The sequence below is a fragment of the Streptomyces sp. NPDC090022 genome, from assembly GCF_044748145.1.
Lineage (GTDB): Bacteria > Actinomycetota > Actinomycetes > Streptomycetales > Streptomycetaceae > Streptomyces.
The window spans coordinates 161,578-187,368 of the sequence record NZ_JBIVFN010000001.1 but is presented as its reverse complement, the minus strand read 5'-3'; the positions used below and the strand labels follow the sequence as shown (position 1 = coordinate 187,368).

The following is a 25,791-nucleotide window of genomic DNA, read 5'->3' as shown; positions in this document are numbered from 1 at the left end:
CCGATCTCGCCCGAGCGCCTACTTGGGCATCAGGACGGTGTCGATGATGTAGACGTTGGCGTTGGCGGTCTTGACGTTGCCGCAGACCACGTTGGCGGTGTCGTTGACCTTGTAGGACTCGCCGGACCCGGTGGTGGTGACCATGCCCTTCTGGAGGGTCTCGAAGCTGCCGTTCTCCAGCTGCTTGGGGGTGAGCTTCTGGCCGACGACGTGGTACGTGAGGATCTTGGTGAGCATGTCCTTGTCGGCGAGAACCTTGTCGAGGTCGGCCTTCGGGAGCTTGGCGAAGGCGTCGTTCGTCGGGGCGAAGACCGTGATGTCCTTGGCGTTGTTCAGGGTGTCCACCAGGCCGGCCTGCTTGACCGCGGTCACCAGGGTGGACAGGGCCGGGTTGTTGGACGCGGCGGTGGCGACCGGGTCCTTGGCCATGCCGTCGAAGGAGCCCGCGCCTTCCTTGGGGACGCCGGCGCAGGCAGGGCCGAACGGCTGGTCGCCGGTCATGGTGTCGCCCGCCGGGGTGCTCTCGCCGGTCTTCGCGGCGTCCTCGGCGGCCGCGCTGGGGGCGGCCTTGGTGTCGCTGCCGGAGTCGGAGCACGCGGCGAGGGAGAGGGGCAGCAGGGCGGCTGCGGCGACGGCGATCGCGGTACGGCGGATCTTCATGCTGTTCATGATCTTGGGCTCCTCGTGGGGCTGTTTGTACGGGTTTTCAGAGGTGGTTGTGCTGTGCTGCCCGGGCCGGCCTGACGGCCGGGTCCGGTGGTCTAGGAGACGGTGACGAAGACGCTGTGCCAGCCGCTCGCCCCGTCGGGGATGGTGCGGGTGCGCTGCTCGGTCTGGACCTGGCCGGTGCCGTCGGTGGCGCGGACGGTGAGGTTGTGTCCGCCGGGGGTGGCGTTCCAGCGGTAGGACCACTGGCGCCAGGTGTCGATGCCTGCCTGGGCGGCGAGGTCGGCGTCCTTCCAGGGCCCGTCGTCGACGCGGATCTCGACGCGGGTGATGCCGCGGCGCTGGGCCCAGGCGACGCCGGCGATGGTGACGGTGCCGGCGGCGGGGCGGGCGAAGGGTTTGGGGGTGTCGATGCGGGACTGGGTCTTGATCGGCGCCTTGCGGGCCCACTTCCGCTTGACCCAGTACGGGTCGTAGGAGTCGAAGGTGGTGAGTTCGATGTCCTCGATCCACTTGCAGGCCGAGACGTAGCCGTAGAGGCCGGGGACGAGCATGCGGACGGGGAAGCCGTGGTCGAAGGGGAGCGGTTCGCCGTTCATGCCGACCGCCAGGATGGCGTCGCGGCCGTCCATCACGTCCTCCACCGGGGAGCCGAGCGTCATGCCGTCCACCGAGCGGGCCACCAGCTGATCCGCACGCCCGCCCTTCGACGGTGGCCGGACGCCGGCTTCCTCCAGGAGGTCGGCGAGTGGGACGCCGAGCCAGCGGGCGTTGCCGATGTAAGGGCCGCCGACCTCGTTCGAGACGCAGGTCAGTGTGATGTCGCGTTCGATGAGCGGGCGGGCCAGGAGCTGGTCGAGGGTGTAGGTGCGGGGGCGGGTGACGCCACGGCCGTGGACGCGCAGCCGCCAGGTTCCGGCGTCGACCTTGGGCACGGTCAGGGCGGTGTCGACGCGGTAGAAGTCGGCGTTGGGGGTGGTGAAGGCCGTGATGCCTGGAACCTTCAACTGGACGCCGACCGGTACGGCTTGGGCTGGGGAGGCAGGCTTCGGCAGGACCAGGTTCTCCCGCGAGGCGATCGCGCCCTGGCCTTGCCGGCCGGTGAAGTACCGGCCCAGCGCACCGGCCGAGCCCGCCGCGACCGCGGTCACACCAGCCGTAACAAGGAACCCGCGCCTGCTCCACACCCCAGTGCCTGCCTGGCCGTCCGCACCCGCCGCGGCAGGAGAGGAGAGGGCGGCTTTGGCCGCCAGCACATAGAGGGCGAGGGCTCCCGCGACCGCTCCCGTGATCGAGGGCAGTGCGTCACCGATGCCGGTGGAGTCGGGGCGGCTCAGGGCCGCGGCTGCGCCCACGATCCCGAACAGCAGCACCCCCACAGCACCGGCCCGCCGATGGAACAGGGCGAGGACACCGAGGCCGACGGCGATGAAAGCGAGGATCACAAGGATCCCCAGCTGGAGAACAATCTTGTCGTTCTCTCCGAACGTGCGGATCGCGAAGTCCTTCACCGCGGCAGGCGTCCGGTCGATCACCGCGCCGCCCACCACGGTCACGGGCCCGGCCGCGGGCCGCACCAGTCCGGCGACCAGCTCGGCCACGGCCAGGGCCGTGAAAGCGGCCAGGAGTCCGGCCAGCGCGCCCATCGCGGCGCGGACGAGTTTGCTGCGGAAGCTGCTCACACGGTCCATTCGGCATCCTCCGCCCGGCGGATTGGTCCGGCCCCCGAAAGGGTGAACCGCGTGGCCGGCGCTGCCCTACGCAGTCGGCCTGGAGACGGCGGGGCGGCCAGGGCCCCCGACATGCGGGGCGGGTCCGGTGACGGGCCGGTGGTCACCCGGGAGGCGGGCGGGCCACCAGGTACGGGGGCCGTGGTCGAGGATGAGAGCGGGGACGAGAAAGAGACGTACCAGGAGGGTGTCGATGAGAACCCCGAGGGCGACGATGCAGCCGATCTGAGCGAGGTAGAGCAAGGGCATCACCGTCAGTGCGGCGAAGGTGGCGGCCAGGATGAGGCCGGCGGCGCTGATGACGCCGCCGGTGGTCACCAGCCCCCGGCGCACCCCGTCCGCCGTGCCGTGCCGGGCCGCTTCGGCGCGGATCCGGTGTACGAGGAAGATGTTGTAGTCGACCCCCAGCGCGACAAGGAACACGAAGGAGAACAACACCACTGCGGGCTCGGTCGCACCGCTGTCGAACACCAGATGGAACAGGAGCGCGGCGGCCCCGAACGCGGTGAACAGGCTGACCCAGGCAGCCGCGACCAGCAGCAGCGGCAGCAGCAGGCAGCGCAGCAGGACCATCAGGACGGCCAGGACCACCGCCAGCACCAGGGGCATGATCAGCCGGTGGCCGCGCACCGATGCCTGGTGCAGATCGGCGAGCTGCGCGCTCTGTCCGCCGACCAGCGCCCCAGTCCCGGCCAGCGAGGCCCGCAGCCGGCCCACCGTGTCCCGGGCGCGGGCGCTGTCCGGGGTGTCCGACAGCGTCGCCAGGATCTGTGCCCCTGCGGTGGGTCCGGTCGGTACCGCGGCGGTGGCCGCCACGCCCGGTGTCGAAGCGATGCGGTCGCGGACCTCGGCCGACCGGGTAGCGGGGGCGAGGATGACCAGGGGGCTGGCGGTGCCGGCGGAGAAGTGGCGTACGAGGACGGTGTGCCCGGCCACGGAGGGAGCCTTGGCCGGCAGGGCCTGGTGGAGGGGGACGCCGCTCTGGGTAAGGAGCGGCGCCAAGGCCGCTCCGGCGGCGAGGAGAACGAGGCAGCCGGTCCAGACCCGGCGCGGCCGGTGCTCGAGCGTGCGAGCCAGCCGCGCCCACCTGTCGCCCGGCCGTGGTTCTGTGTGCGGCCGCAGTACGCGCCGCCCGCACAGCACCAGTACGGCCGGCAGGAGGGTCAGCGACACGGCGGTGCAGCACACCATCGCGATCGCCACCGCCGGCCCCAGGGCCTGCTCGGAGGCCAGGTCGCTGAGGACGAGGGTCATCATGGCGCAGACGATGGTCGCGGCACTGGCCAGCACGGGCGGTGCGGTGGCCCGGCACGCTGCCGCCATCGCCCGGCCGGTGTCCGGCTGTTCGGCGAGTTCTTCGCGGGCCCGGGCGACCAGGAGCAGGGCGTAGTCGGTGCTGGCGCCGACGACCAGGACGAACACGATGCCCTGCGCCTGGCCATCGATGGCGAGCCAGTCTGGTCGGGCCAGTGCGTACAGGACGGCGCAGGCCACCGCGAGGGCCAGGAGAGAGCCCGTGATCACCAGCAGGGGCATGATCACGCTGCGATAGACCAGCAGCAGGATCAGCAGAACGCCACCGAGGGCGACGGCCAACAAGGCGCCGTCGATATGCGAGAAAGCCGCGTCAAGGTCTGCTTGAGCGACCGCAGGCCCCGCCAGGTGCACGCTCGTGCCTGCGACCGAGGCCGCCACCTTGGCGACGGCAGCCAGGCGGACGGCCCCGCCGTCGGGTTCGGCGGTGATCACCGCGGTCAGGGCCCGGCCGTCCCGGGAGAGGACCGGAGCGCCGGCGGTTCCTGTCAGACGGACGATGACCTGACGCGCCGCCTGCTGCTGGCGCTCCGTGATCCGTTCGCCCTCCGGGCGGGAAGTCCAGACCACGGCCAAAGGCGCGGCGGCTTCCGCCCCGGTGGGGTTCAGCAGCCGCTCGACCCGGGCCGACTCCGTCGTCTCCCGCAGCCGTACATCCCCACCGGACTGCGCGACCTCGCCGAGACGGACGGTGTAGGGGGCAGCGGCCACAGCCAGGACCACCCACAGCAGGATCACGGCGAGCCCCCCTGACCGAGTGAAACTCCGCACGAGCACGCGCCTCTCCGTTAATGCCGGGCCGATGCCGCCCGGCGGGCTTGGCCCGGCCGCCCTGCGTGGCCGGCCTTCCTGATCCGCTCGGCCGATTCGCCACGAGAGCACGGCCTGGATGGGACCGACGCCCGGACACCACCCGAAAGAAGGCCCACCCGATTCGGTCGCTCACGCAATCCATCACCTGATTCGTCCCGAATCCCATACATGAGGCTCCTGACGGAGCCGCACATCACCCCGATCGACAGGCTTCGAGGAGGCACGGGCGATGACCGCACCCCTGCGGACACGGCACGAGGTCGCCGCGGAAGGCGAGGGAGCGGCGTTCGCCGCAACGGAGAGCTTCGGCACGGATGTGTCGGCAAGGAGCCCGGCGATGGGAACCGCCACGACAAGCGGTGACCCCGGCCGGGTCACCGGAGCTACAGGCCCGTCCCCTCCACTCCACTCCACCGGTCCGCGTCTGGGGGGCCGCTCCCTCTGAGGAGTCATCATGGACACCGCCCTCGCATCCCGTGCATGTCCGGCCACGCTGCACATCCCTCTCCCGCCCGGTGCGCAGGCGGCACGGCATGCCCGTCAGAGCGCGGCACGCCTGCTGGCCCTGGAGACGGTGCCCTGTCCGCGCGACATCGCAGAGGACCTCGCACTCATCGTCTCCGAACTGGTCACCAACGCGGTCCTGCACGCCGATGGCCCCTACGCGCTCACCCTCGGTGTCGGCCCCGGACGGGCCGGCATCGCCGTCAGCGACTCCTCCCCCCACCTATCCGGTCGCCACGACGGCACCCGGCGTACCGAACCGGGTGGGCGCGGCCTGAAGATCGTCCGGGCGCTGGGCGCGGAACTCTTCGTCAGCCCCTCACGCCACGGCAAGCAGGTGATCGCGGTCCTCACCTGGTAGGCCCAGGCACAGGCTCGGGATACTGCGGGTGGCTGTGCCGACAGCCACCCGCAGCAGACCCGCCCGGCTCACGGTGCGCGCAAGGCGTCCCCAAGGCTGCCTCGTACACCGCGACCGGGGCAGGTCACCGGTCCGCGCCACCCCGTCTTGTCGGCGCCGGACCGGAGCTCTTCTCCCCGCGTCCGGTCAGGCGTTGACGCAGGTGTTGCCGAAGGACGGGTTCAGCAGACCGATGACGCTGACGGTGTTGCCGCAGGCGTTGACCGGGATGTGGATGGGCACCTGGATGAGGTTGCCGGAACCCACGCCCGGCGAGTACGCCGCCACACCCTGCGCGCCGGCATCAGCCGACGCCGCCGACGCGCCTCCCGCCAGGACCGCACCGGCCGCCACCGCCACCGCCAGACCTCGTCGCACACGAACCATCTCCACTACCTCCCATGGGATACCTGCGGTCGTGCGGAGAGTTCCGCGCGACCGGTGAGGAAACCGCCGATCTCGCTGTTCCCTCACCGTGCCTTCGCGGCTGCCGGCCCAACGGCTGGGCCGGCACTGCACGTTTCCCTCGAACGGGGGAATCGCCGGGGGTTCGGGTGACGAAGTACGCTCCCATCCGCACGTCCGTCCGCTACGAAGAACTGCTGACACGCCCACCTGCTGCGGTGGCCGGACCACACCCGTGCGGCGATCCGGCCGGCGCTCGAGCGACACGTCAAGGACTGGCATGCGATGGACACCCCGCCCACCGGCGGCCTTCCCCGGCCGCCCCTTCGTCTTCTCTCCACGGCCGGAGCCCCGCAGGTGAACCAACCGCTCCCCTTCGGCCCCGGACCGGCCGCGGACCGCACTGACCTGGCCCACGTCATGGACAAGGTCGCCCACGGCGACAAACAGGCGTTCTCCGCTCTCTACGACGCCCTCGCACCGCTGGTCTTCGGGATCGTGGTCAAGGTCGTACGGGACCGGGCGCAGTCCGAGGAGGTCGCCCAGGAGGTCATGATCGACCTGTGGCGGCAGGCCGCCCGCTACCGGGCCGACGCCGGTGCGGTGACGACGTGGGCGGCGACGATCGCCCACCGGCGGGCCGTGGACCGGGTCCGCTCCGCCCAGGCCGCCACCGACCGCGAACAGGCCCAGGCCGCCCGCGAGCACACCACCGCCTTCGACGAGGTCGCCGAGCAGGTCGAGACCCGCCTGGAGTCCGAGCAAGTGCGCCGCTGCCTGCGGGGCCTGACCGAACTCCAGCGCCAGGCGGTGACTCTCGCCTACTACCGGGGACTGACCTACCGTGAGGTCGCCGAAGCCCTGCGCACACCGCTTCCCACCATCAAGACACGCATGCGCGACGGGCTCATCCGGCTCCGCGACTGCATGGGGGTGACCACGTGAAACACCACACCACCGACGCCCACACCCTCGCCGCGGCCTACGCTCTCGGCGCGCTGGAGGACGACGAGCGCCGGGCCTTCGAGGAGCACCTGCAGGCGTGCGAGGCATGCCGGCTGGAAGCCGCCGAGTTCAAGGCGACCGCGGCACGCCTGGCAGCAGCGGCGGCCCAGCCGCCGCCCGCCGCGGCCAAGGCGCGGGTCATGGCCGCCATCGACGGCGTGCGCCAGCTGCCGCCGCACATCCCCGTACCCGCAGCCGCACCCGCCCTCGGCGGCATCCTGCGCCGCCGTGCCGTGTCCCTGGCGCTGGCCGCCAGTGTGGCCGCGGCGGCACTGGGCGGAGTCGCGGTGTGGCAGTCGCAGAACGCGGACGATCTCGAACAGCAGGCCCGCCAGGCCCAGCAGCAGCTCGACGAGGTCAGCGCCGTACTGGCTGCCCCGGACGCGAGCACCGTCCACGGCAAGGCCGCCAACGGAGCCCTGACGACCGTCGTCGCGTCCGAGCAGCAGAACAAGGCCGTCTTCACCGCCGCGAACCTGCCCGCACCCGGAGCGGGGAAGACCTACCAGCTGTGGCTCGACCACGACGGCACCATGCGCCCTGCCGGACTCATCCACGGCGACGGCACCGTCATCCTCACCGGAAACCCCGCCGACGCGAGCGCCGTCGGCCTCACCCTCGAACCCGCCGGGGGCTCCCCCCAGCCCACCACCGACCCCCTGCTCCTGATGACCCTCCCCGCCTGACCCGGGACCGCCCACCACAAACGCCGGAGGCGTGCCCGCACCACGTACAGAATCGAGGCCCCCATGGCCCCCACCCCGAAGATCGGGGACACCGTCGCCGACTTCCGCCTGCCCGGCGGACACCTGGACGGCGAAACCTTCCACCGCCGCGACTACACCCTGTGCGAACAGCGCGGCAAGCCCCACGTCCTCGCCTTCTACTCCGGCGACGACACCCCCGTGTGCACCGCGCAGCTGTGCTCCTACTCCGACGGCCTGGCCGAGCTCCACTTGGCCGGGGCCACCGTGTGGGGCATCAGCCCCCAGCGAGTGGACAGCCACGAGCGGTTCGCCCGCGCCCGCGGCCTGCGCATGCCCCTGCTGTCCGACCAGGGGCGCACGGTGGCGAAGTCCTTCGGGATCACCGCACCCCTGATCGGAGTGCGCCGGGCGGTGTTCATCCTCACCGCCACCGGCCGCCTGCACTGGAAGCACGTCACCGCCGTAGGCGCCACCTATCCGCCCGCCGCCATCCTGACCGCACAACTCGCCCGCCTGGCAGGCTGAACACACCCACGACTCCTGCGGCAAGGCACCACACACCGCCGCGTATCTCCCTCCAATCCGACCGCCGGGCCGCTGCGAAGTACGGGTGAAACGCAGCAGCCTGGCGGCGTGTCGAGTGGCGGGAGCGGTTGTGGAGGAACAGCGAAAAGCGGCCGTCGTGGGAAGCGGGGTGGCGGGCCTGACCGCCGCCTACGTCCTGGCCGCCTCGTACGAGGTCACCCTGTACGAGGCGGACGGGCGGCTCGGCGGCCACGCCCACACCCGCGACCTGCCGACCCCCGACGGGCGGCCGGTAGCGGTGGATTCAGGGTTCATCGTCCACAACGAACGCACCTACCCCACGCTGCTGCGGTTGTTCCGCGAGCTGGGGATCCCGACGCAGGACGCCGAGATGAGCATGTCGGTGCGGTGTGACGGCTGCGGCCTGGAGTACGCGGGCGCCCGCGGCCCGGCCGCTCTGTTCGCCTCCCGTCCCGCGTTGCGGGGCCGCTACCTGCGGCTGCTGGCCGAGGTTCCAGCCTTTCACCGAGGCGCCCGCCGCCTGCTGGCCCGCACCACGCACGCGGGCATCACGTTCGGGGACTTCCTGCGCGAGGGCGGATTCTCCGCCTACTTCGTCAGCCACTTCGCGCTCCCGCTGGTCTCCGCGGTCTGGTCATGCCCGGCACGCACCGCCCTGTCCTACCCGGCCGCCTACCTCTTCGCCTTCCTCGACCACCACGGCCTGCTGTCCGTCACCGGCTCTCCGCAGTGGAAGACGGTCACCGGCGGCTCGACCGCCTACGTCGACGCCGCCGCCAAACACATCCAGCGCATCCGTACCTCCAGCCCCGTCGATGCCGTCCGGCGCACCAGCCGAGGTGTGCTGATCACCACCGGCGACGGGACCACCGACGCCCACGACGCCGTCGTGATCGCCACGCACCCCGACCAGGCATTGCGCATGCTCGCCGACCCCACCACGGACGAGAAGCGGCTTCTGGGTGCTTTCACCTACTCCCGCAACCCCACCGTCCTGCACACCGACACCTCCGTCCTGCCGCGCTCGCCGCGCGCACGCGCCTGCTGGAACTACCGGATGACCAGCTGCGACCCCTCGACCGAGCCCGTCCGCGTCAGTTACGACATGCAGCGTCTGCAGCAGCTGCCCGCGGGTGCCGACTACGTCGTCACGCTGGGCGGCGAGGAGGGCATCGCGGCGGACCGGGTGGTGGAGCGGATGGTGTACGAGCATCCGGTGTACACCCCTACCTCGGTCGCCGCGCAAAGGGAGCTGCCCAGTCTCAACACGGGCATGACCGCGTACGCCGGTGCCTGGCACGGCTGGGGATTCCACGAGGACGGCTGCCGCTCCGGCGTCGAGGCCGCCCGGTCCCTGGGGGTGGAGTGGTGACCTACGCGGGAGGAAGCGTCATACCCGCAGATCGCCACGCCGCGGAGCCGGTCGCGGCGTTGTACGAGTGCGTGATCACGCACGTCCGCCGCACCCCCCTGCGCCACACTCTGCGGCACCGCACCTACCTGTGGTGCGTGGACGTCGACCGGCTGCCGGTGCTGCCCCGGCCGTTGCGTCCGCTCGCCCGTTTCAACGCCCGCGACCACTTCGCCGGCACCGCCGGGTCGATCCGTGCGGGGCTCGACGCCTTCCTCGCCACCCAGGGCGTCGACCTGAAGGGCGGGCGGGTGGTGATGCTGGCGCACGCCCGGGTGTTCGGGTCCGTCTTCAACCCGCTCAGCGTGTTCTGGTGCCACGACTCCTCAGGCGCCCTGGTGTGCGTCGTCGCGGAGGTCCACAACACCTACGGGCAGCGCCACTGCTACCTGCTGCACACCGACGAGGCGGGTCAGGCGGAGGTGGACAAGGAGTTCTACGTCTCCCCGTTCTTCGCGGTCGAGGGCCGCTACCGGATGCGACTGCCGCTGCCCGGCGAACGTCTCGGTCTGACCGTCCATCTGGAGCACGACGGCGGGCGGGTGTTCACCGCCGTCGTCCGGGGCGTCCGCCGTCCCGCGAGCGTGCCCGCCCTGCTGTCCGCGACCGTGCGCAGGCCCTGGTCCACCGCCGCCGTCTGGGCGGGGATCCGCCGCCACGGCATCCATCTGCTGCTGCGCGGACTGCCCGTGCATCCCCGTCCTCGTTCCACTCCGCAGAAAGGCATGCTGCCGTGACCCGCCCCGCCCTCACCCCCCAGGCCCGCTCCCGGCCCGCGGGCCGCACCGTCGGAATCCCTCCCCAGGCGATCCCGGGCAGTGGGCCGGCGGCCGCGGCGCCGACCGTCCGCCGCGGCGACGTCGACGCCGGCCGGTGGCCGGACGTGGCCCAGGTGCCGTCGGCCGGGCCCGTCCGAACCGTCGTCGCCCGGTACCTGGTGGAGGGGGCCCTGGACCGGCTGGGCGTGACCGGGCCCTCCGCCGGCGGCCGCCCGGCGGCCGCCGGACCACGTCTGGTCCTCCACGACCCGGACGCGTTCTATCGGCGTATCGGCCGGCACGGCCTGATCGGCTTCGGTGAGTCCTACCTGGCCGGCGAATGGGACAGTGACGATCTGGCCGGCGTCCTGACCGTCCTCGCCGCCCACGTCGACGAGCTCGCCCCCGCGCCGCTGCGTCGGCTCCGCGGCCTGTGGGTGTCCGCCCGCCCCGCCGCCGACCGGAACACCCGCAACGGGTCCCGGAACAACATCCACCGTCACTACGACCTGTCCAACGACCTGTTCGCGACGTTCCTCGACCCCACCCTCACCTACTCCTCCGCCATTTTCAGCGCCTTCCCCGCCCGCTTCGAGTCCCTCGCCGCCGCCCAGCACCGCAAGATCGACCGGCTCCTGAACCTCGCCGGCGTCGGCCAGGGCACCCGGCTGCTGGAGATCGGCACCGGCTGGGGCGAACTCGCCCTGCGGGCCGCCGCCCGCGGCGCGCGGGTCACCACCCTGACCCTCTCCGCCGAACAGGCGGCCCTGGCCCGCGAACGGATCGCGGCAGCCAGGCTCACCGACCGGGTGGACGTCCAGCTGCGCGACTACCGCGACATCGAGGGCCGCTACGACTCCGTGATCAGCGTGGAGATGATCGAAGCGGTCGGCGCCGACTACTGGCCCTCCTACTTCACCGCCCTGCGCCGCGCGCTCGCGCCCGGCGGCAGGATCGCCCTGCAGGCCATCACCATGGGCCACCAGCAGATGCTCCACACCGCCACCACCCACACCTTCATCAGCAAGTACGTCTTCCCCGGCGGCCTGATCCCCTCCCGCGAGGCCATCGCCGAACACTCCGCCGCCGCCGGCCTGCGCACGGTCGCCGACGACGGCTACGGCGATCACTACGCCGAGACGCTCCGCCTGTGGCGGGAACGCTTCACCGCTCACCGCCCCGCCGTCACCGACCTCGGCTTCGACCCCGTCTTCCAGCGCATGTGGGAGTTCTACCTCGCCTACTCGGAAGCCGGATTCCGCTCCCGCTACCTCGACGTCCGCCAGCTCCTCCTCACCGAAGGAACCCACCGATGAGGCCCGCCGCCGACCGACTCGCCCAGCTCCTCGGCCACTTCCTCCCCGGCCCGCTCCCCGTGCGCGTCCGTGCCTGGGACGGCAGTCAGGAAGGCCCCGCCGACGCACCCCTGGTCGCCCTCCGCTCCCCCGACGCCCTGCGCCGCCTGCTGTGGCAGCCGGGCGAACTCGGCCTCGCCGAGGCGTACATCACCGGAGACCTCGACGTCGAAGGCGACCTGGCCGACGCCCTCTCCCAGGCCGGCCGGAGCGTCCGCGACCGGCCGGGGACCCGCCCCGGGCCGACGGGCATGGCCGTGGCCACCGCCCTCGCGGTACGCCTGGGTGTCGTCGGTCCGCCCCCGAAGCGCCCCGCCGGACGGGCGCGGCTGACCGGTGGTCTTCACAGCGTCTCGCGGGACCGCGCGGGAATCAGCCACCACTACGACCTCTCCAACGACTTCTACTCGCTCCTCCTCGACGAGACGATGGCGTACTCCTGCGCCTACTGGACCCGGCCCGACGACCCGAGTTACACCCTGGCCGACGCCCAGCGCGACAAGCTCGAACTGATCTGCCGCAAACTGGGCCTGGGCCCCGGGGACCGGCTGCTCGACGTCGGCTGCGGCTGGGGTTCCCTCACCGTGCATGCGGCGCGCGAACACAAAGCCCGCGTCACCGCGGTCACCCTGTCCCGCGCCCAGCACGACTTCGTCACCGCACGGGCCGCCCGCGAGGGTGTGACCGACCTCGTGGACGTGCAGCTGCGGCACTGGCGCGACATCGACGGCGGCGGCTACGACGCCGCAGCAGCCGTCGAGATGGGCGAACACGTCGGCAACGCCGAATACCCCGCCTTCGCCGCCAAGCTGCACGACGCGCTGCGCCCCGAAGGCCGACTGCTGATCCAGCAGATGTCCCGCGGCGCGCACGCGCCCGGCGGCGGCGCCTTCATCGAGACGTACATCGCACCCGACATGCACATGCGCCCCGTCGGGCACACCGTGGACATGCTGGAGAACGCCGGCTTGGAGACGCGCTCCGTGGAGGCCCTGCGCGAGCACTACGCGACCACCATCGACGCCTGGCGCGCCACGCTCGAACAACGCTGGAGCGACATCGAGGCCCTCGTCGGAACGACAACCGCCCGGGTGTGGCGCCTCTACCTCGCCGGCGCGTCGCTCGCCTTCTCCGAACGCCGCATGGGCGTCGACCAGATCCTCGCCGTACGGCCCACCCGCGAAGGAGCATCGGCCATGCCGGCCACCCCCGCCACCTGGTACACCCCGGGGAGCCGGGCGTGAACGGCACCGACTGGGGCGCCCTCGGCGTCAACCTCGCCGCCGCCGCGGCCACGGCGCTGACGGTGCTCCTCAGCACCTTCGCCGTCGCCGTACGCCGCGGACTGCACCGCATCGTCGACATCGCCTGGGGCCTCGCCTTCGCCGCCGTCGCCGCCGTCACCTGGCTGCTGTCCGCCGGACACGGTGACGACGGCCGGCGCCTGCTCGTCGCCGCGGCGACCGTCGTCTGGGGACTGCGGCTGGCGGCCCACATCGCCCACCGCTCCCGTGGACACGGCGAGGACCCCCGCTACATTGCCCTCCTCGACAAGGCTTCCGGCAACCGGACCCTCTACGCGCTCCGCACCGTGTACCTCGGGCAGGCGGCCCTCGTCTGGCTGATCTCCCTCCCTGTCCAGGCCGCCTCCTACAGCTCCGCGCCCCTGGACGCCCTGGCGTACGGCGGGCTCGCGGTGTGGACAGTCGGGCTCGCCTTCGAGGCCGTCGGCGACCACCAGCTGGCCCGTTTCAAGGCGGACCCCGCCAACCGGGGACGGATCATGGACCAGGGCCTGTGGGCGTGGACCCGGCACCCCAACTACTTCGGGGACAGCCTCGTCTGGTGGGGCCTGTACCTGCTCGCCTGCACCGCGTGGCAGCCCGCCCTCGCCGTCCTCGTCTCCCCGGTCCTGATGATCCTGCTCCTCACCGTCGGCAGCGGCAAGCGCCTGCTGGAGAAGCACATGTCCGGGCGCCCCGGCTACGCCGCCTACGCCGCGCGCACCAGCGGCTTCCTTCCCCTGCCACCCCGCAAGCCCGCTCGTGGCACGCCGGAGAGTACGAAATGAGCGAACCCGACCGGAGCGGTGCCTTCCGTGCTCTCCACATGCCCGAGCCCCGGTTTCTGCCCGCGGCCGGCGCGGTACTGCTGCTGCACGGCGGACGCGCCGACTCACTCGTACCCCCGCCCGCCCTCAACCTGCCCGACCTGAGGATGAGAGCTTTCGCCCGGGCGGTCGCCGAAGACCCCTCCCATGCCGACATCCTCATCGGCTACGTCCGCTACCGGATGCGAGGCTGGAACGCAGAACGCGCCGACCCCGTTCACGACACACGCCGCGCCCTGGCCGAACTCGCGGACATGGCCGGCCCTCTCCCCGTGGTGCTGCTCGGGCACTCCATGGGCGCCCGCGCCGCGCTGCGCGCCGCCGACGATCCGCACATCCGGGGTGTCGTCGCCCTCGCCCCCTGGTGCCCTCCCGGTGAGCCGGTCACCCACCTGGCCCACCGCACCATCGTCGCTCTGCACGACCCGGCCGACCCGGTCACGTCCGCCACCGACACCTGGGCCTACCTCCACCGCGCCGAAGCGGCCGGGGCCCGCGTCCGAGGCATCCGCATGCCTGGCGGCCGCCACACGATGATCAGTCGCTCGCGCCTCTGGCACAGCCTCGCCACCCGCAGCACAGCCGAAGTCCTCGGCTTGGCATCCCCGCCCCGCGCCTCCGCTCCGGACACGGTGTGGGGGGCCGGCCCACTGGACGCTGCCATGTTCATCCCCGGTCGCCGGTGAGCGTCACACACTCCGCCCACGCCACCCCAACCGGTCGGTACGCTCGGACGGCCTTTCCTGCCCGCCCTCTTGACTGAAGGATTCCCATGACCTCTGCGCGTTCCGCGCTCCTGCTCGCTGGGCTGATGGCCTCGGCCGGTGTTGCTCACTTCGCCGCACCCAGGCAGTTCGACTCCATCGTGCCGCGTTCCCTGCCGGGCAGCCCCCGGGCCTGGACCACAGCCAGCGGCGTGGCCGAACTGGCGCTGGCCGCCGGTCTCGCGCTACCGGCGACCCGAAAGGCGAGCGCCCGGGCCACCGCCCTGTTCTTCGCAGGAGTGTTCCCGGCGAACGTCAAGATGGCCTACGACTGGCGTCACCGCTCGACGACCGCGAGAGCCGTCGCCTACGCCAGGCTTCCCCTCCAGGTCCCGCTGATCCTCTGGGCCCGCCACGCCGGTATGCAGGACGTCAGGCGGGGCGCCGTGGGCGCCGACGGGTGAGGAGGAGCAGCGAGGCGGCGACGAGTGCCAGCACTTGCACGATGACGACGAGATTCTTGTCGGTGAACCAGGCCGGTTCGTACATGTTGGGCACGGGGCCGAGTTCACCGACGTCAACGTAACGGTAGAGCAGGAGTGCGGCCAGTCCGCCGGCGGCGACGGTCCAGGCGAAGGCGTCTGCCAATGGGCGGCGCCAGGCAAGGACCAGCAGTGCCGCGAGTGCGGCGACAGCGGCTTCGATTCTGAACAGGGTGCCCTGGCTGAGGGTGGCGCTGACGGCGTCGTAGCGGTCGGCGAGGTGCGCGTGGAGGTAGGCGTCGGCTGCAAGGCCGGCTGCGGCCAGGAGACGGGCGACCGAGCGCAATTTCCGGTGTGGAGTGTCCGGGCGAGTCGGATCGTGGTCCATGGGGTTGCTCCGGCATGAGAAGCCGCGTGGCCTGCGCGGGTCAGCGGACGGTGAGAGTGCCCGTCATGGACGGATGGATGTCGCAGAGGTAGCGGTAGGTGCCGGCAGTGGGCGGCGCGGTGAAGGTGACTGTCTGACCCCCTTCGATGGTGCTGGTATCGAAGGCGCTTGCGTCTTCGGCCGTCACGGTGTGAGGGGCGGAGTCCTCGTTCACCACGGAGACCTTGCCTCCGGGTGCGACCGTGAGATCGGCCGGCTCGAAGCGGAAGTCCTTGATGACGATGCGCTCTTCACTGACCGACGTTGCGGACGGCGTCGAGGGCGGCGGGGAGGTGGGCGCGGTCCCGCCCGGGGCGGAGCAGCCGACGAGGGCGATGAGCATGCCCAGCAAGGCGATCGTCACAACCATGTGCAGTCTGCGGGAGCGGAGATGAACAAGCATGGGATCCTCCTGGGTGCGCTGGGCCGGATGCCCGACTGCCGCAGAGCCAGATGGTGCGCCAGGGGGCTCCCCGGACAACCGAGGCAGCATCCGGACGGGTGGGGCCGAAGTCCTGGGCGGACGTGGTGACAGCCTCGGCGACCACTCGACGCCGAGGCCGTCGTAAGGGCAGAACGGCTGCGGCCCTTATAGCGGTGTGCGTCACCCCTTCGCCGAGGGTCAGTACTTGCTCATGGAGCCGCCGCCGTGGCCTTCGATGGTGCCGCAGCTGGCGGGGGCGGTGGCTTCCTGGGGCAGCTTGGGGTCGAGTTCACTCTTGCCCTTGCCGAAGTCGTACATACCGTTGCCGTTGGGGTCGATGCCGTGCTGGACGACGTGCAGGTAGGTGATGTTGTCGGCGACGGACTGGGAGACGGCGATCGTCCGCGAGTACGACAGGTTGCCGTTCTTGTCCGCGACCGGCATCCGGTCGACGGCGAGACCGCTGGCCTTGCTCGTGTCGCCCTTGGTGGTCAGGGAGATGTTGATGTCTCCGTAGGCGGGCAGCCCCTCGGCTGTGGTGACGATGCCGTCACGGTTCTTGTCGGCACTGGCGTCGGGGCAGGTGAAGTCGTGCCCGGAGGTCGACCCGTGGATGTGCTGGGCGTGCGGCTGGCCCGGGACCAGGCCCTGGGCGTTGATCTTCACCGTGAGCTGGCGGCCCTGCAGGGTGAGCTCGGCGGTGCCGCGGGCACCCGAGTCGTTCAGCTGCCGCAGGTCGACCTTGTAGCTCCGGCCGTGCTGCGTCTGCTGGCCTGCATCGTTCGTGTCATGGGCCAGGGCCGGGGCCGCCACGGCGAGCGTGAGGGCAGCGGGCAGGGCCAGGAGGGTGGTGAGGCGGGTTGAGCGCTTGACTGTCATCGCGATGCATCCCCTTCCGGGGGAGTTTCACCGGCATGAGGCCGGATCGCGTTCGGACATTCGTCCCTTTCACTCTCCATTCGGGGCGATCGCGGAGGAGGATTGCTTACCGGTGGCACCACTCTTCACGCGTGAGCGTGAACGTGCTGATCAGCCGCCGGGGGCTGCTCCGCCGAAGGACGACCCGCCCTGCAGGCCCCGTGTGGAGCGCACCGGCGGCACCTGGGGTCGGCCGGTGCGACGGCCGGTGTCACCTCGTAGGCTGCCGCCATGACCGAGAAGATCCTGACGCCGACACCCCGTGACGCTTTCGACCTGCTCATGGCCGGCAACGAGCGCTTCGTCTCCGGCACCCCCGAGCATCCGAACCAGGACGCCGCCCGCCGCACGGAGACCGCACCGTCCCAGCAGCCCTTCGCCGTGATGTTCGGGTGCTCCGACTCCCGGCTGGCCGCCGAGATCATCTTCGACCGGGGCCTGGGCGACCTGTTCGTGGTCCGCACCGCCGGACACGTCGCCGGCGCGGAAATCCTTGGCTCGATCGAGTTCGGCGTCGCTGTCCTCAACGCGCCGCTGGTCGTCGTCCTCGGTCACGACTCGTGCGGCGCCGTTGCCGCAGCCTGCTCCGCCCTGGAGAACGGGCAGACGCCGGGCGGCTTCGTCCGCGACGTGGTCGAACGGGTGACCCCCAGCGTGCTGGCCGCCCGCGCCGCCGGACGCGAGAGCGCCGAGGAGATCCTGGCCGAGCACATCGAGCACACGGTGGACCTGCTGCTGGAGCGCTCCCGCGTCCTGGCCGACGCGGTCGCCGAGGGCCACCTCGGCGTGGTGGGGCTGTCGTACCGGCTGGCCGACGGCAGTGCGCAGCTCGTCGCCGCGCGCGGCCTCGACTTGGCGGTTCCCACCGCGTCCTGACCACTCTCGTACCGGCCCGGTCACGCCCCCAGCCCGCACCGTATCGGCGCGGAACGCGGGCTGCGGGGTGTGCCGGGCGACGGACGGGCGGTGGCGTCACTGACGGCGGGTACAGATCAGACGATAGGCCGCGGCCCTGCGGCGCGGCGGAGCCGGTTGGCGATCGCCAGGCCCAGCCCCTCCTCCACGGGCAAGGAGGCGACGATGAGGTCGCATCCCTGCTGGTCGAGGTGGCGCAAGAACCCATACAGCCGGCGCGCGTACTCGGCCATCGCGGCCGGGACCGTCAGAACGGCGTGCGCCTTCACCAGAGTGCCGGCGAGGCAGGCAGGCAGAAGGACACCCACCTGGTGTCCCTGTTCGCGTGTCGTCTCCGCTTCGATGAGGACCTGCTCAGGCTCAACCAGCACAACCCGTGCACGGGGTGCGTAGTGGGAGGGGTGCTGGCCCGGCACCCGGACCTGACTGATGGAGGGGACCGTGAGCGGGCGCCCCAGCACTGCCTCGAGCTCCTCGCGGGTCACCCCGCCGGGCCGCAGGATGGTCGGGGTGCCGCTGGTGGCGTCGACGATGGTGGATTCGACGCCGACGCGGCACGGGCCGCCGTCCAGCACGAAGTCGACGGTCTGGCCGAGCTCGGCGCGGACGTGGTCCGCGGTGGTGGGACTGACAGAGCCGAAGCGGTTGGCGGACGGGGCCGTGACCGCGCCGCCGAAGGCATTCAGCAGTGCGAGGGCGACGGGGTGGTCGGGCACACGCACGGCCACCGTTTCCAGTCCGCCAGTCGCTTCCAGTGGCACCCGGTGGCCGCGCCGCAGCACCAGCGTCAGCGGCCCCGGCCAGAAACGTTCGGCCAGCAGACGTGCCGCCTCCGGCACGTCCTGGACCCAGTCGTCCAGCTGCTCCGCATCACCGATGTGAACGATCAGCGGGTGAGAGGGCGGACGGCCCTCGGCCTGGAAGATGCGGGAGACGGCGGCGGGGTCCTCGGCGTTGGCGCCCAGTCCGTAGACGGTTTCGGTCGGCAGGGCCACCAGGCCGCCGGTACGCAGCACACCGGCTGCCTTCTCGATGTCATGAGTGCTTGCCGTCACTCTAATGATTCTAGAGCGGTGGCCAGGGCCGGCCGTCCGCTGGGTCACGAGCGGGTGAAACCGTCCCGAAGCCGCCGCTCGCCGAGCGCGGCGGCACACTGCCGGCGACGACCGGGATCGTGCAGGCTTCGTTCTCGATCGACAACTCGGTGACTGCACGCAGCGAGAACGCTGTCGTGCGACACTCGGCGGCCATCCGCTGCCCTCGCTGTGCCGCACACCACGCGAGCGGCTTGCCGATGCCCTCGAAGGCCGAACAGTGCCGGGGGAATGGATCGAGGTGACCGATGCGGCGGCCGCCACCGGCAGGGGATGACGGGTTCGCCCACCGTCCTCCTGGATGGCATCGATCCGTTCGCCCACGACAGCGTGGAGCCGAGCCTGTCCTGCCGGCTCTGCCGCCACGCCGACGGCACGACCGACGGCGCCCCCGCCGTCGCAGACCTGCGCCGCGCTCTGACCGGCGGCCGGCCCGAGACGACCGGAAAGAGTGAGGCAGGACGCCCTCTTACGAGACAGTGGCGCTCTTGTTCCGCTCCACCCGCTCGCGCAGCGTCCGCCCAAACTCCCGCCAGCCCACCCGATCGACCCCGCGCTGACCTTGACGCCCGCTACAGTGTGGCGTTCGTCACGAGAGCCGTTGGAGATAGCGACACGGTGAACAGTTCGCATGCGAAACAGGCCAGGTTCGCGTTCCCCCTGTAAAGCGACACGATCTGCGGGGGACACAGCCTCTGCGGAAACAAACTTGCTCACGACCCTCGGCACCTCCCCTACCGCATTCGGCGTGATCATGGGCGCGGGGGGCGTTGGCAGTCTGGCCGGAGCGTTGTTCGCCTCACGGTTCACGGACCGGTTCGGCGTCGGCCCGGTGATCATCGCCGGATTCGCGGTCAGCCCGCTCGCCCAGGTCCCGCTCCTGCTGGCCGGGCCCGGACACGGCTGGCAGATCGTCCTGGCCGCGGCGCTCGCCGTGCAGTTGTTCTGGGCGACCGCGGCGGGAGTCACCCAGCGAACCTTTTCTTGGGGCACTTCAGATTTGTCTCATCGCGTGTCCCTCTGGACGGTGAACGACGCTCTTGCAGTTCGCTGCTGACTGATATCTCTCGTCTTCATCGGATCTCGGGAGGCAACAGGCATGCAGCTGTACTCAGTTGACGCGTCACTGGCACGTCGGCACTTGGACAACCCTATACTGTCCGGGGCCGAGGCTGCTGAGTTGCTCCAGCGTCTCGGGCTTTCCGATGGAATGCCGATCTTCCTCGACGATGAGACGATGATGCCGGTGGAGCCGCTGTGCTCGTGGGGCCGGAGCATGTCGTATGCGGAACTCGCCGAGGGCACCATGCGTGACTACGGGCGGATCATGCGTAGGTTCGGCGGGCACCAAACCGGCCGTGGGCGGGACGTGCTGTCGGCTACCGAAGCCGATCTCGTGGCGTACAAGAGACTACGCACGCAGGAACAAGAGATGCCCATCGGTGCTTCCGCGTGGTCGAAGGAGTCCTCGGTCCTGGACCGGTTCTTCTCCTTCGCCGTCGAGCAGGGACTCCTTGAACGCCGGCCGATGCGCGTGGCGGCGCGGGGCCGGAATGCGCTGAGTCCTCGGACGCGGCGTGGCATGGACATCCGGCATCTGAGTCTAGAGCAGTACCGCTACTTCCGGGATGTCGGGCTGGGAGGCCAGGGCCCGGACTCGGGGCTGAATCCGTCGTTCCGCGGAAGTTCGCCGCATCGTGACCGGGCAGGCGCTGATCTCGCGGTGTGCAGCGGGATGCGGTGGCAGGAGTGGGCGACGGTGCTGCTCCCCGAGCTGGGTATGGGCCGGGGCACGTGCGCGGAGGAGGCCGATTTCCGGGTACAGGCGTGTGCGAAGTACGGCAAGGAGCGTGGAATCTTCGTCCCCGAGCAGGCAATGCAATCGGTAGAGACGTACTGCCTGCTGGAGCGTCCCGAGTTCACCGCGGCCGCGGCCCGGTCCTTGGAGCGTAGGCATCGCGACCTGTTCGTCGTCTCCCGGGTCGACGTGGAGACGGGCCGCATTCACGGTGTGCTGGACGGCATGCAGCGCGTTCTCTCGATGAAGGCGATGCCGCCCCGGCTGCGACGGATCACCGTCTGGGAGGGTGAATTCGGCCTGGAAGCCCTGGCGGTGTTCCTGTGCCGGGGCGGCCTGATGCCTGGGGCGGACTCGTGGAAGCGGTACCGGCACGCGGCCTGGCGCCGCATGATGGCCCAGCAGAACCCGACGACGCCGAAACTGCCGGCGAGAAGGTGGCGCTGGCACGACCTGCGTCACACCTACGCCTTGCAGCTGCTTACCTACCTGGAACAGCAGATGGACGGCGCCGAGCCAGATCCGATCGCCCGTCGGCGCCGTCACCGCTCCTACCTGAGCGGGCACATCCGGTACAACCCTCTGCTGATCGTGAGCCGCAGACTCGGTCACTCCAGTCCGGAGACCACGTACGCGTATCTGGAGTACACCGATGATCTGCTGCACGAGTTCGATGCCGCTTTCGCCGAGTGGCTGGGAGATCCAGAGGGCGGGGCCACGTACGCGCAGATCGCCGCTCGCGCCTACGGCGTGGAGTCTTCCGCGGTGGGGGTGTGCTGATGGCCCGGTCACGAGCCCGGATCCCGGCGCAGCGGGAGGCGTTCTTGCGCGCGGCGGTGGGCCAGGCGGGCGGTGAGGGCCGGATCGGCGCCCGCGCGGTGCTGGTGAACGACCAGGGTCTGGAGCGGCTGCACTACATCGACCCAGCGGACTACCGGTGTTCCCGGCTGGCTGCACAGCTCGCCGACGAGTGGGCGGAGTATGTGGCCGCCACTGGTCTGTCGGCGTCGGCGTCACGAGACTACGTGCGCGCGGTGGACCGGGTGTGCTCGGCCATGGATGAGCGGTGCGGGGATCCGGCCGCGCTGTCGCTGGAGTCAGCGGACCTGGCACCGCTGCTGGCAGGCTGGGAACGTGCCCTGACGTCCGCCTACGAGGCGGGGTCGCGGCAGCCTGCGATCCTTTCCTCTGCGGTCCGGCTCCTGATCGTCCGTCGTGATGATCACCCTGGACGACCCGTGGACGACGCTCTGTCGGGGTTCGCCCGGGGCCGCACGCTGGCAGCGTGGGGTGAGACTGCGGAGCTGGACGAGTTCAGCCGGGCGGACAAGAAGGCACTGATCAAGGCCGCCTGGTCGGCCGTTCACGCGCTGGAGCGACGGCTCGCGGACGGCTGGGCACTGGCGGAGCAGGGCCGGCATCCGGGTGACGGGGGCTGGCTGGAGGTCCCGAATCTGCTGTGGGGTCTGTCGCGGGGTGCGGTCACGCCGCGGGAGATCGGCGACATTCTACCGCCGCTGACCGACCGGTGGCCGACGGAGCTGCGCGCCATGGCCGCGAAACCCGACGGTACGGTGGCTCCAAGGCGGGCACGGCGCGACCTCATTCAGCATCTGCTGAGCCTCCTCTACCCGACGAACATGGACCTCCACGCCTTCCGGGTCCTGCTGGTGGACGCCACCGGACACGCGTCGGAGGAGGTCACCGGTTTCGGTGAGCGGGATGTGGAGTTCTTCCCGCGGGGTGTGCGGCTGACGCTGGTGAAGAATCGCGCGGGCCGGGTCCGCCATCGGGCCTTCCCTGACGCCCGTACGCCCGGCGACGAGGATGGGGCGGTGGTGGCAGAGGTCGTCGACCGGCCCCGTCGTGAGGTGAGTGCGATCGTGCGCCGGCTGATGGACGTGACGCAGAAGGTCCGTGAGCAGTGTCCGCAAGTGGCAGACACTCTGTTCGTTCGCGTCACGCTGTTCTCCTACGACCTTCGTTTCGGCCGCTGGAATCCGAACATGGCGGGGCGGCGGTTCGCCGACTGGCTCTCCCATGTGGGCGTGGCGGTCGAGGGGGCGGCGCACATCGGGCGGCTGCGTAAATCCACCAAGGTGGAGAAGGCCATCGTCTCGGGCGGCCGGATCAGCGCCGCCGCTGACGATCATCTGGAGGACACCTTCGCCGGGCACTACGCCCAGGGCACCACGCTGCGGATCCTGTCCGGCAAGGTGATCGCCACGGCCCAGAACTACTGGTTCGACAAGGCCGTGGCCGGGCCGACCGTGATCGCAGCCGACGAGGGCATCGACGGTGAACAGCTGCAGCAGATGGGGCTGGATCCCGAACAGGCAGAGCGGCTCGTGCAGGGGGAACTCGACATGGGGGTGGCCAACTGCAGGGATCCATGGGACTCCCCCTTCAGCGCACGGGGAGAGCTGTGCGCGGTGGCGCCGCTGCGCTGTCTGGAGTGCCGCAACGCCTGGGTGCTGCCCAGTCAGCTACCGCAGCTGATGCTGTTCGCCGATCACCTGGAGAAGGTCCGACGCCGACTGGATCCGAGAGCCTTCACCCGGCTATGGGGCCAGTCCTACGTCAACCTCCACGCCGTACTGGAGGAGCGCAGCGAGCAGGAGAAGGCGCAAGCACGACAGCACATCGACGCCGGCCTGGCCCGGCTGGATCTCCCCCTCGCCGCGCACGTGGAGTTCGACACATGATCACCACCAACCCGGGCGGGCGGACGCATTCCCCCTTGTTCCGTGCGGACGAACCGGTCATCCAGGGACGGCCTCTGTTGCCGCAGGCGCGTCAGAAGGGTGCCCGCGTCCCCCTGTTCGGCGACATGGACGTGATGGACTTCAACGGCGTCGTCAACAAACCCGCCAACCGCAACCCGTCGTGGTGGCGGATCCGCTTCGCAGGCGTACTCGCTGAACCGCACTGGAACCTGCTGGCCCGCGAGATCGTGATGATCCTGGCCAACCCCCAGCACGAGCAGCTCCAGGCACACGGGCTCCACTTCGGCTTCGATCCCGGGGACATCGGCACCATCAACCTGACCATCAGCTGCCTGCGCGGCCTTGTCACGTGGGCACGCACGGAGGGTCTGCCCGATGACCCTGGCTATTGGAGCCCGACGGACCTCAAGCAGCGCATCAGAGCGCTGCGCACGCAGGTCGAACCCGCGACACTGACCCGGCATGTCGCGTTCCTGAAGAAGCTGGCGTCTTTCGCACCTGCTTTGAGCTGCGCCTGGCCGGCCGAGGACCCCTGGCCGGGCAAACTCGCCGGACGCGTCGCCAAGGACGTACGTGACGGCGAGCTGTCGACCAAGGCGATCCCGCCCCAGACCTGGTTCCCGCTCATCCGTGCGGCATGGACGTATGTTCACACCTTCGCCCCCGACATCCTCCGAGCCCTGAGCCTGACCGAGCAGCTACGCCGGGCCGCCGCAGCGTCCGCAGCGGGCAAGGACGCGGATCTGGACCGCTTCCTGGCGGACCCGGCGAACAAAGTACCCTGCCATCACGACCCCAAGTGGCCCGCCGACCTGCCGCCAGAGGTCAACTGGTCGATGCTGTGCCTGCTCCTGGGCGTGAAGGAAAGCTTCCTCGGCTCGCTCTTCGGACGGTCCTCGGCCGCGTCCCGTGCCCGCCGGGCCAGGGTCCTGCGGGCGGTGCACCAAGGCCGCTACTCCTACGGCCTGCCCCTGGCACTGACCCAGGTGCGCCGCCCGGACGGCAGCGTCGGTCCCTGGCATCCGGGATTTGACCTGTACGAGCTGTCCAACCTGGCGACCACTCTACGCAACGCCGCATTCGTCCTGGTAGCAGCCTTGTCGATGATGCGGGACTCGGAGTTGCAGGAGATCGCCCGGGGCAGCGTGGTCGAGCACTTCAGCGCCCCCGCCATCGCTTCCACGCTGGTCAAAGGCCGAGAGGGCCGACCGCGCAAGCACTGGTGGATCAGCGAGCCGGTCGCCGAAGCGATCACGGTCGCCGAGGCCATCTCCCCTCACCCGCAGCGGGTGTTCGTCACCCTCAAGTCGGGGGTGGTGAACGAGGAACTGGATGGCGGCAACATGGTCGACTCCTTCATCGCATCCGTCAACGTCGGCACCACCTGGTCCGGACTGGAGGCGATCCCCAAGGGCAAGGTCCGCCCGCACATGTTCCGCCGCACCATGGCGATGCTCACCGATCAGTTCGCCGGATCCGAGATCGCGCTCGGCATGCAGCTCAAGCACATCGCCACCCGAGCCCTGGCCAACCGAGCCACACGCGGCTACGCGGCCCCCGACCCCACCTGGGCCGAGCACCTGGAGCAGGCGGTGCACGCCGCGCGTTTCCGCCGTCTGAAGGACCTGTACGAGGTCCACGGCAGAGGTGAGAACATCGGGTTCGGTCCGGGAGCCGAGCGGCTCAAGGACGCCTTCGACCAGATCGCCGCCACAGCCAGGGCCCGCCACGGAGACGCCCGCGTCGAGACCGATCTGCTACGCAAGGCGCGCATCAGCATCCGCTTCGGCATCCTCAACAACTGCCTCTTCGACGAACGCCACCCGGCCGGAGCCGTCTGCCTGGAGAACGCCGTCGTTCCCCAAGGGCACACTGGCCCCCTCGAGGACCGCTGCCGCCCCGACCGCTGCCCGAACAGCATGATCACCGCCGAGCACGCCCAGCTCTACGAGGCGCACCACCGCACCCAGCTCACGCTGCTCAACACCCCCGGCCTGCCCGCCTGCCGCAAAGCCCTGATCACCAGGGAAGCCGAACGCGCCGAAACCGTCCTGCTCAAGATCCGAGGCACCTCCCCATGACCCAGCGCCCACGCATCACCGAAGACGGTGTCTCCGAAGAAACCGCCAAGGCCCTGCGCGCAGCAATGCTGAGGCTCTTCACCGGAAAGCCGCAGCGCACCGACGGACGACTGACGAAAGAGAACCTCTGGCGGGAAGCCCAGGTCAGCCGAGCCACCATGAACCGCGCGCAGCCGATCCTCGCCGAATGGGACGCCCGTATCGCCGAGCACGGCAAGACCACCATCGGCGAGACCCGCCGGGATGCCGAGATCAGCCGCCTGCGCAGCAAGCTGGCGCACAAGACCCGGCAGTGCACCGAGCTGGAGACCAGGCTCCAAGCCGCCGCGACTGCCATCGCCGCCCTCCACCACGACAACCAGGCCCTGCGCGCCGAGCTCACCGCCCGCACCGGCACGGTCGTCCCCCTCATCACCGCCGGGAGACCCCACTCGTCGACGTGATGAAGAAGCCACCGCGCTGGCCGCTTTGCAGGAGGTACGGTGGAGCAGCCGCGCG

24 protein-coding genes and 1 pseudogene are annotated in these 25,791 nt (G+C 70.7%); 17 read left to right on the top strand and 8 right to left on the bottom strand.

Annotated features, from left to right (window positions below):
- Positions 1–18 precede the first annotated feature (18 nt).
- From ACIPXB_RS00825 to ACIPXB_RS00815, 3 genes are all read right to left on the bottom strand, one after another.
- Positions 19–669, bottom strand: coding sequence for a fasciclin domain-containing protein (locus tag ACIPXB_RS00825; protein WP_401442761.1), 651 nt, complete (start codon positions 667–669; stop codon positions 19–21).
- Positions 670–761: 92 nt separating this feature from the next.
- Entirely contained in the window at positions 762–2,357 is a 1,596-nt protein-coding gene (locus ACIPXB_RS00820; protein WP_401442759.1) for a molybdopterin-dependent oxidoreductase, read from the bottom strand.
- 66 nt (positions 2,358–2,423) lie between these two features.
- The gene (locus tag ACIPXB_RS00815; protein ID WP_401442756.1) at positions 2,424–4,448 is read right to left on the bottom strand and encodes an MMPL family transporter; all 2,025 of its coding nucleotides are present in this window, start codon (positions 4,446–4,448) and stop codon (positions 2,424–2,426) included.
- Between the two features lie 529 nt (positions 4,449–4,977).
- Between ACIPXB_RS00815 and ACIPXB_RS00810 the strand changes: the two genes are divergently transcribed.
- Complete coding sequence (locus ACIPXB_RS00810) at positions 4,978–5,388, top strand: ATP-binding protein (RefSeq protein WP_401442753.1); 411 nt, start codon at positions 4,978–4,980, stop codon at positions 5,386–5,388.
- A 186-nt stretch (positions 5,389–5,574) separates the two neighbouring features.
- On the opposite strand, the gene ACIPXB_RS00805 is transcribed toward ACIPXB_RS00810, so the two are convergent.
- Positions 5,575–5,814 carry a chaplin gene (locus tag ACIPXB_RS00805; RefSeq protein ID WP_401442751.1) on the bottom strand — a complete coding sequence of 80 codons (240 nt, stop codon included), beginning with the start codon at positions 5,812–5,814 and terminating at the stop codon, positions 5,575–5,577.
- 375 nt (positions 5,815–6,189) lie between these two features.
- Between ACIPXB_RS00805 and sigK the strand changes: the two genes are divergently transcribed.
- From sigK to ACIPXB_RS00755, 10 genes are all read left to right on the top strand, one after another.
- Positions 6,190–6,777: an ECF RNA polymerase sigma factor SigK gene (gene sigK / locus ACIPXB_RS00800; RefSeq protein WP_401442749.1), complete on the top strand. Its 588-nt coding sequence runs from the start codon at positions 6,190–6,192 to the stop codon at positions 6,775–6,777.
- Positions 6,774–7,523 (top strand): anti-sigma factor, encoded by a 750-nt coding sequence (locus ACIPXB_RS00795; protein WP_401442746.1) that lies wholly within the window; start codon positions 6,774–6,776, stop codon positions 7,521–7,523. Before sigK ends, ACIPXB_RS00795 begins: the two co-directional genes overlap by 4 nt.
- Positions 7,524–7,586: 63 nt before the next feature.
- Positions 7,587–8,069, top strand: a complete 483-nt coding sequence (locus ACIPXB_RS00790; protein ID WP_401442743.1) for a peroxiredoxin — start codon at positions 7,587–7,589, stop codon at positions 8,067–8,069.
- A gap of 130 nt (positions 8,070–8,199) precedes the next feature.
- Entirely contained in the window at positions 8,200–9,462 is a 1,263-nt protein-coding gene (locus ACIPXB_RS00785) for an NAD(P)/FAD-dependent oxidoreductase (protein WP_401442740.1), read from the top strand.
- A 71-nt stretch (positions 9,463–9,533) separates the two neighbouring features.
- Positions 9,534–10,238, top strand: coding sequence for a DUF1365 domain-containing protein (locus ACIPXB_RS00780; protein WP_401442737.1), 705 nt, complete (start codon positions 9,534–9,536; stop codon positions 10,236–10,238).
- Positions 10,235–11,575, top strand: a complete 1,341-nt coding sequence (locus ACIPXB_RS00775; protein WP_401442734.1) for a class I SAM-dependent methyltransferase — start codon at positions 10,235–10,237, stop codon at positions 11,573–11,575. The genes ACIPXB_RS00780 and ACIPXB_RS00775 overlap by 4 nt, the downstream gene beginning before the upstream one ends.
- Positions 11,572–12,858 (top strand): class I SAM-dependent methyltransferase, encoded by a 1,287-nt coding sequence (locus ACIPXB_RS00770; RefSeq protein WP_401442731.1) that lies wholly within the window; start codon positions 11,572–11,574, stop codon positions 12,856–12,858. Before ACIPXB_RS00775 ends, ACIPXB_RS00770 begins: the two co-directional genes overlap by 4 nt.
- Entirely contained in the window at positions 12,855–13,685 is an 831-nt protein-coding gene (locus ACIPXB_RS00765; RefSeq protein ID WP_401442729.1) for a DUF1295 domain-containing protein, read from the top strand. Before ACIPXB_RS00770 ends, ACIPXB_RS00765 begins: the two co-directional genes overlap by 4 nt.
- Positions 13,682–14,410 (top strand): alpha/beta fold hydrolase, encoded by a 729-nt coding sequence (locus ACIPXB_RS00760; RefSeq protein WP_401442727.1) that lies wholly within the window; start codon positions 13,682–13,684, stop codon positions 14,408–14,410. Before ACIPXB_RS00765 ends, ACIPXB_RS00760 begins: the two co-directional genes overlap by 4 nt.
- An 86-nt stretch (positions 14,411–14,496) precedes the next feature.
- Positions 14,497–14,892, top strand: a complete 396-nt coding sequence (locus ACIPXB_RS00755; protein WP_401442725.1) for a hypothetical protein — start codon at positions 14,497–14,499, stop codon at positions 14,890–14,892.
- Here the strand turns inward: ACIPXB_RS00755 and ACIPXB_RS00750 are convergent.
- From ACIPXB_RS00750 to ACIPXB_RS00740, 3 genes and pseudogenes are all read right to left on the bottom strand, one after another.
- Positions 14,861–15,256, bottom strand: a complete 396-nt coding sequence (locus ACIPXB_RS00750) for a hypothetical protein (protein ID WP_401442722.1) — start codon at positions 15,254–15,256, stop codon at positions 14,861–14,863. The genes ACIPXB_RS00755 and ACIPXB_RS00750 overlap by 32 nt on opposite strands.
- Positions 15,257–15,338: 82 nt before the next feature.
- Entirely contained in the window at positions 15,339–15,701 is a 363-nt protein-coding gene (locus tag ACIPXB_RS00745; protein WP_401442719.1) for a cupredoxin domain-containing protein, read from the bottom strand.
- Between the two features lie 270 nt (positions 15,702–15,971).
- Positions 15,972–16,640, bottom strand: a pseudogene (locus ACIPXB_RS00740) (hypothetical protein); the annotation flags it as partial.
- Between the two features lie 270 nt (positions 16,641–16,910).
- On the opposite strand from ACIPXB_RS00740, the gene ACIPXB_RS00735 reads away from it, so the two are divergent.
- The gene (locus ACIPXB_RS00735) at positions 16,911–17,555 is read left to right on the top strand and encodes a carbonic anhydrase (RefSeq protein WP_401442716.1); all 645 of its coding nucleotides are present in this window, start codon (positions 16,911–16,913) and stop codon (positions 17,553–17,555) included.
- A gap of 116 nt (positions 17,556–17,671) precedes the next feature.
- Here the strand turns inward: ACIPXB_RS00735 and ACIPXB_RS00730 are convergent, their stop codons facing one another.
- Positions 17,672–18,649: an L-threonylcarbamoyladenylate synthase gene (locus ACIPXB_RS00730; RefSeq protein ID WP_401442713.1), complete on the bottom strand. Its 978-nt coding sequence runs from the start codon at positions 18,647–18,649 to the stop codon at positions 17,672–17,674.
- Between the two features lie 748 nt (positions 18,650–19,397).
- Between ACIPXB_RS00730 and ACIPXB_RS00725 the strand changes: the two genes are divergently transcribed.
- The 5 genes from ACIPXB_RS00725 (at position 19,398) to ACIPXB_RS00705 (ending at position 25,736) form a co-directional block, all read left to right on the top strand.
- Positions 19,398–19,745 (top strand): hypothetical protein, encoded by a 348-nt coding sequence (locus ACIPXB_RS00725; RefSeq protein ID WP_401442710.1) that lies wholly within the window; start codon positions 19,398–19,400, stop codon positions 19,743–19,745.
- Between the two features lie 123 nt (positions 19,746–19,868).
- On the top strand, positions 19,869–21,266 hold the full coding sequence (locus ACIPXB_RS00720) for a tyrosine-type recombinase/integrase (protein ID WP_401442708.1): 1,398 nt from the start codon (positions 19,869–19,871) through the stop codon (positions 21,264–21,266).
- Positions 21,266–23,191 (top strand): hypothetical protein, encoded by a 1,926-nt coding sequence (locus ACIPXB_RS00715; protein ID WP_401444359.1) that lies wholly within the window; start codon positions 21,266–21,268, stop codon positions 23,189–23,191. The genes ACIPXB_RS00720 and ACIPXB_RS00715 overlap by 1 nt, the downstream gene beginning before the upstream one ends.
- On the top strand, positions 23,188–25,293 hold the full coding sequence (locus ACIPXB_RS00710; protein WP_401442705.1) for an integrase: 2,106 nt from the start codon (positions 23,188–23,190) through the stop codon (positions 25,291–25,293). The genes ACIPXB_RS00715 and ACIPXB_RS00710 overlap by 4 nt, the downstream gene beginning before the upstream one ends.
- Entirely contained in the window at positions 25,290–25,736 is a 447-nt protein-coding gene (locus ACIPXB_RS00705) for a hypothetical protein (protein WP_401442702.1), read from the top strand. Before ACIPXB_RS00710 ends, ACIPXB_RS00705 begins: the two co-directional genes overlap by 4 nt.
- The last annotated feature ends 55 nt before the right edge of the window (positions 25,737–25,791 follow it).

Excerpts from the sequence above, each read along its gene's own strand:
- ACIPXB_RS00755 (WP_401442725.1), top strand. The coding sequence starts at position 14,497 with ATGACCTCTGCGCGTTCCGCGCTCCTGCTCGCTGGGCTGATGGCCTCG.
- ACIPXB_RS00770 (WP_401442731.1), top strand. The coding sequence starts at position 11,572 with ATGAGGCCCGCCGCCGACCGACTCGCCCAGCTCCTCGGCCACTTCCTC.
- ACIPXB_RS00710 (WP_401442705.1), top strand. The coding sequence starts at position 23,188 with ATGATCACCACCAACCCGGGCGGGCGGACGCATTCCCCCTTGTTCCGT.
- ACIPXB_RS00735 (WP_401442716.1), top strand. The coding sequence starts at position 16,911 with ATGACCGAGAAGATCCTGACGCCGACACCCCGTGACGCTTTCGACCTG.
- ACIPXB_RS00705 (WP_401442702.1), top strand. The coding sequence starts at position 25,290 with ATGACCCAGCGCCCACGCATCACCGAAGACGGTGTCTCCGAAGAAACC.
- ACIPXB_RS00760 (WP_401442727.1), top strand. The coding sequence starts at position 13,682 with ATGAGCGAACCCGACCGGAGCGGTGCCTTCCGTGCTCTCCACATGCCC.
- ACIPXB_RS00825 (WP_401442761.1), bottom strand. The coding sequence starts at position 669 with ATGAACAGCATGAAGATCCGCCGTACCGCGATCGCCGTCGCCGCAGCC.
- ACIPXB_RS00810 (WP_401442753.1), top strand. The coding sequence starts at position 4,978 with ATGGACACCGCCCTCGCATCCCGTGCATGTCCGGCCACGCTGCACATC.
- ACIPXB_RS00715 (WP_401444359.1), top strand. The coding sequence starts at position 21,266 with ATGGCCCGGTCACGAGCCCGGATCCCGGCGCAGCGGGAGGCGTTCTTG.
- ACIPXB_RS00805 (WP_401442751.1), bottom strand. The coding sequence starts at position 5,814 with ATGGTTCGTGTGCGACGAGGTCTGGCGGTGGCGGTGGCGGCCGGTGCG.
- ACIPXB_RS00790 (WP_401442743.1), top strand. The coding sequence starts at position 7,587 with ATGGCCCCCACCCCGAAGATCGGGGACACCGTCGCCGACTTCCGCCTG.
- ACIPXB_RS00820 (WP_401442759.1), bottom strand. The coding sequence starts at position 2,357 with ATGGACCGTGTGAGCAGCTTCCGCAGCAAACTCGTCCGCGCCGCGATG.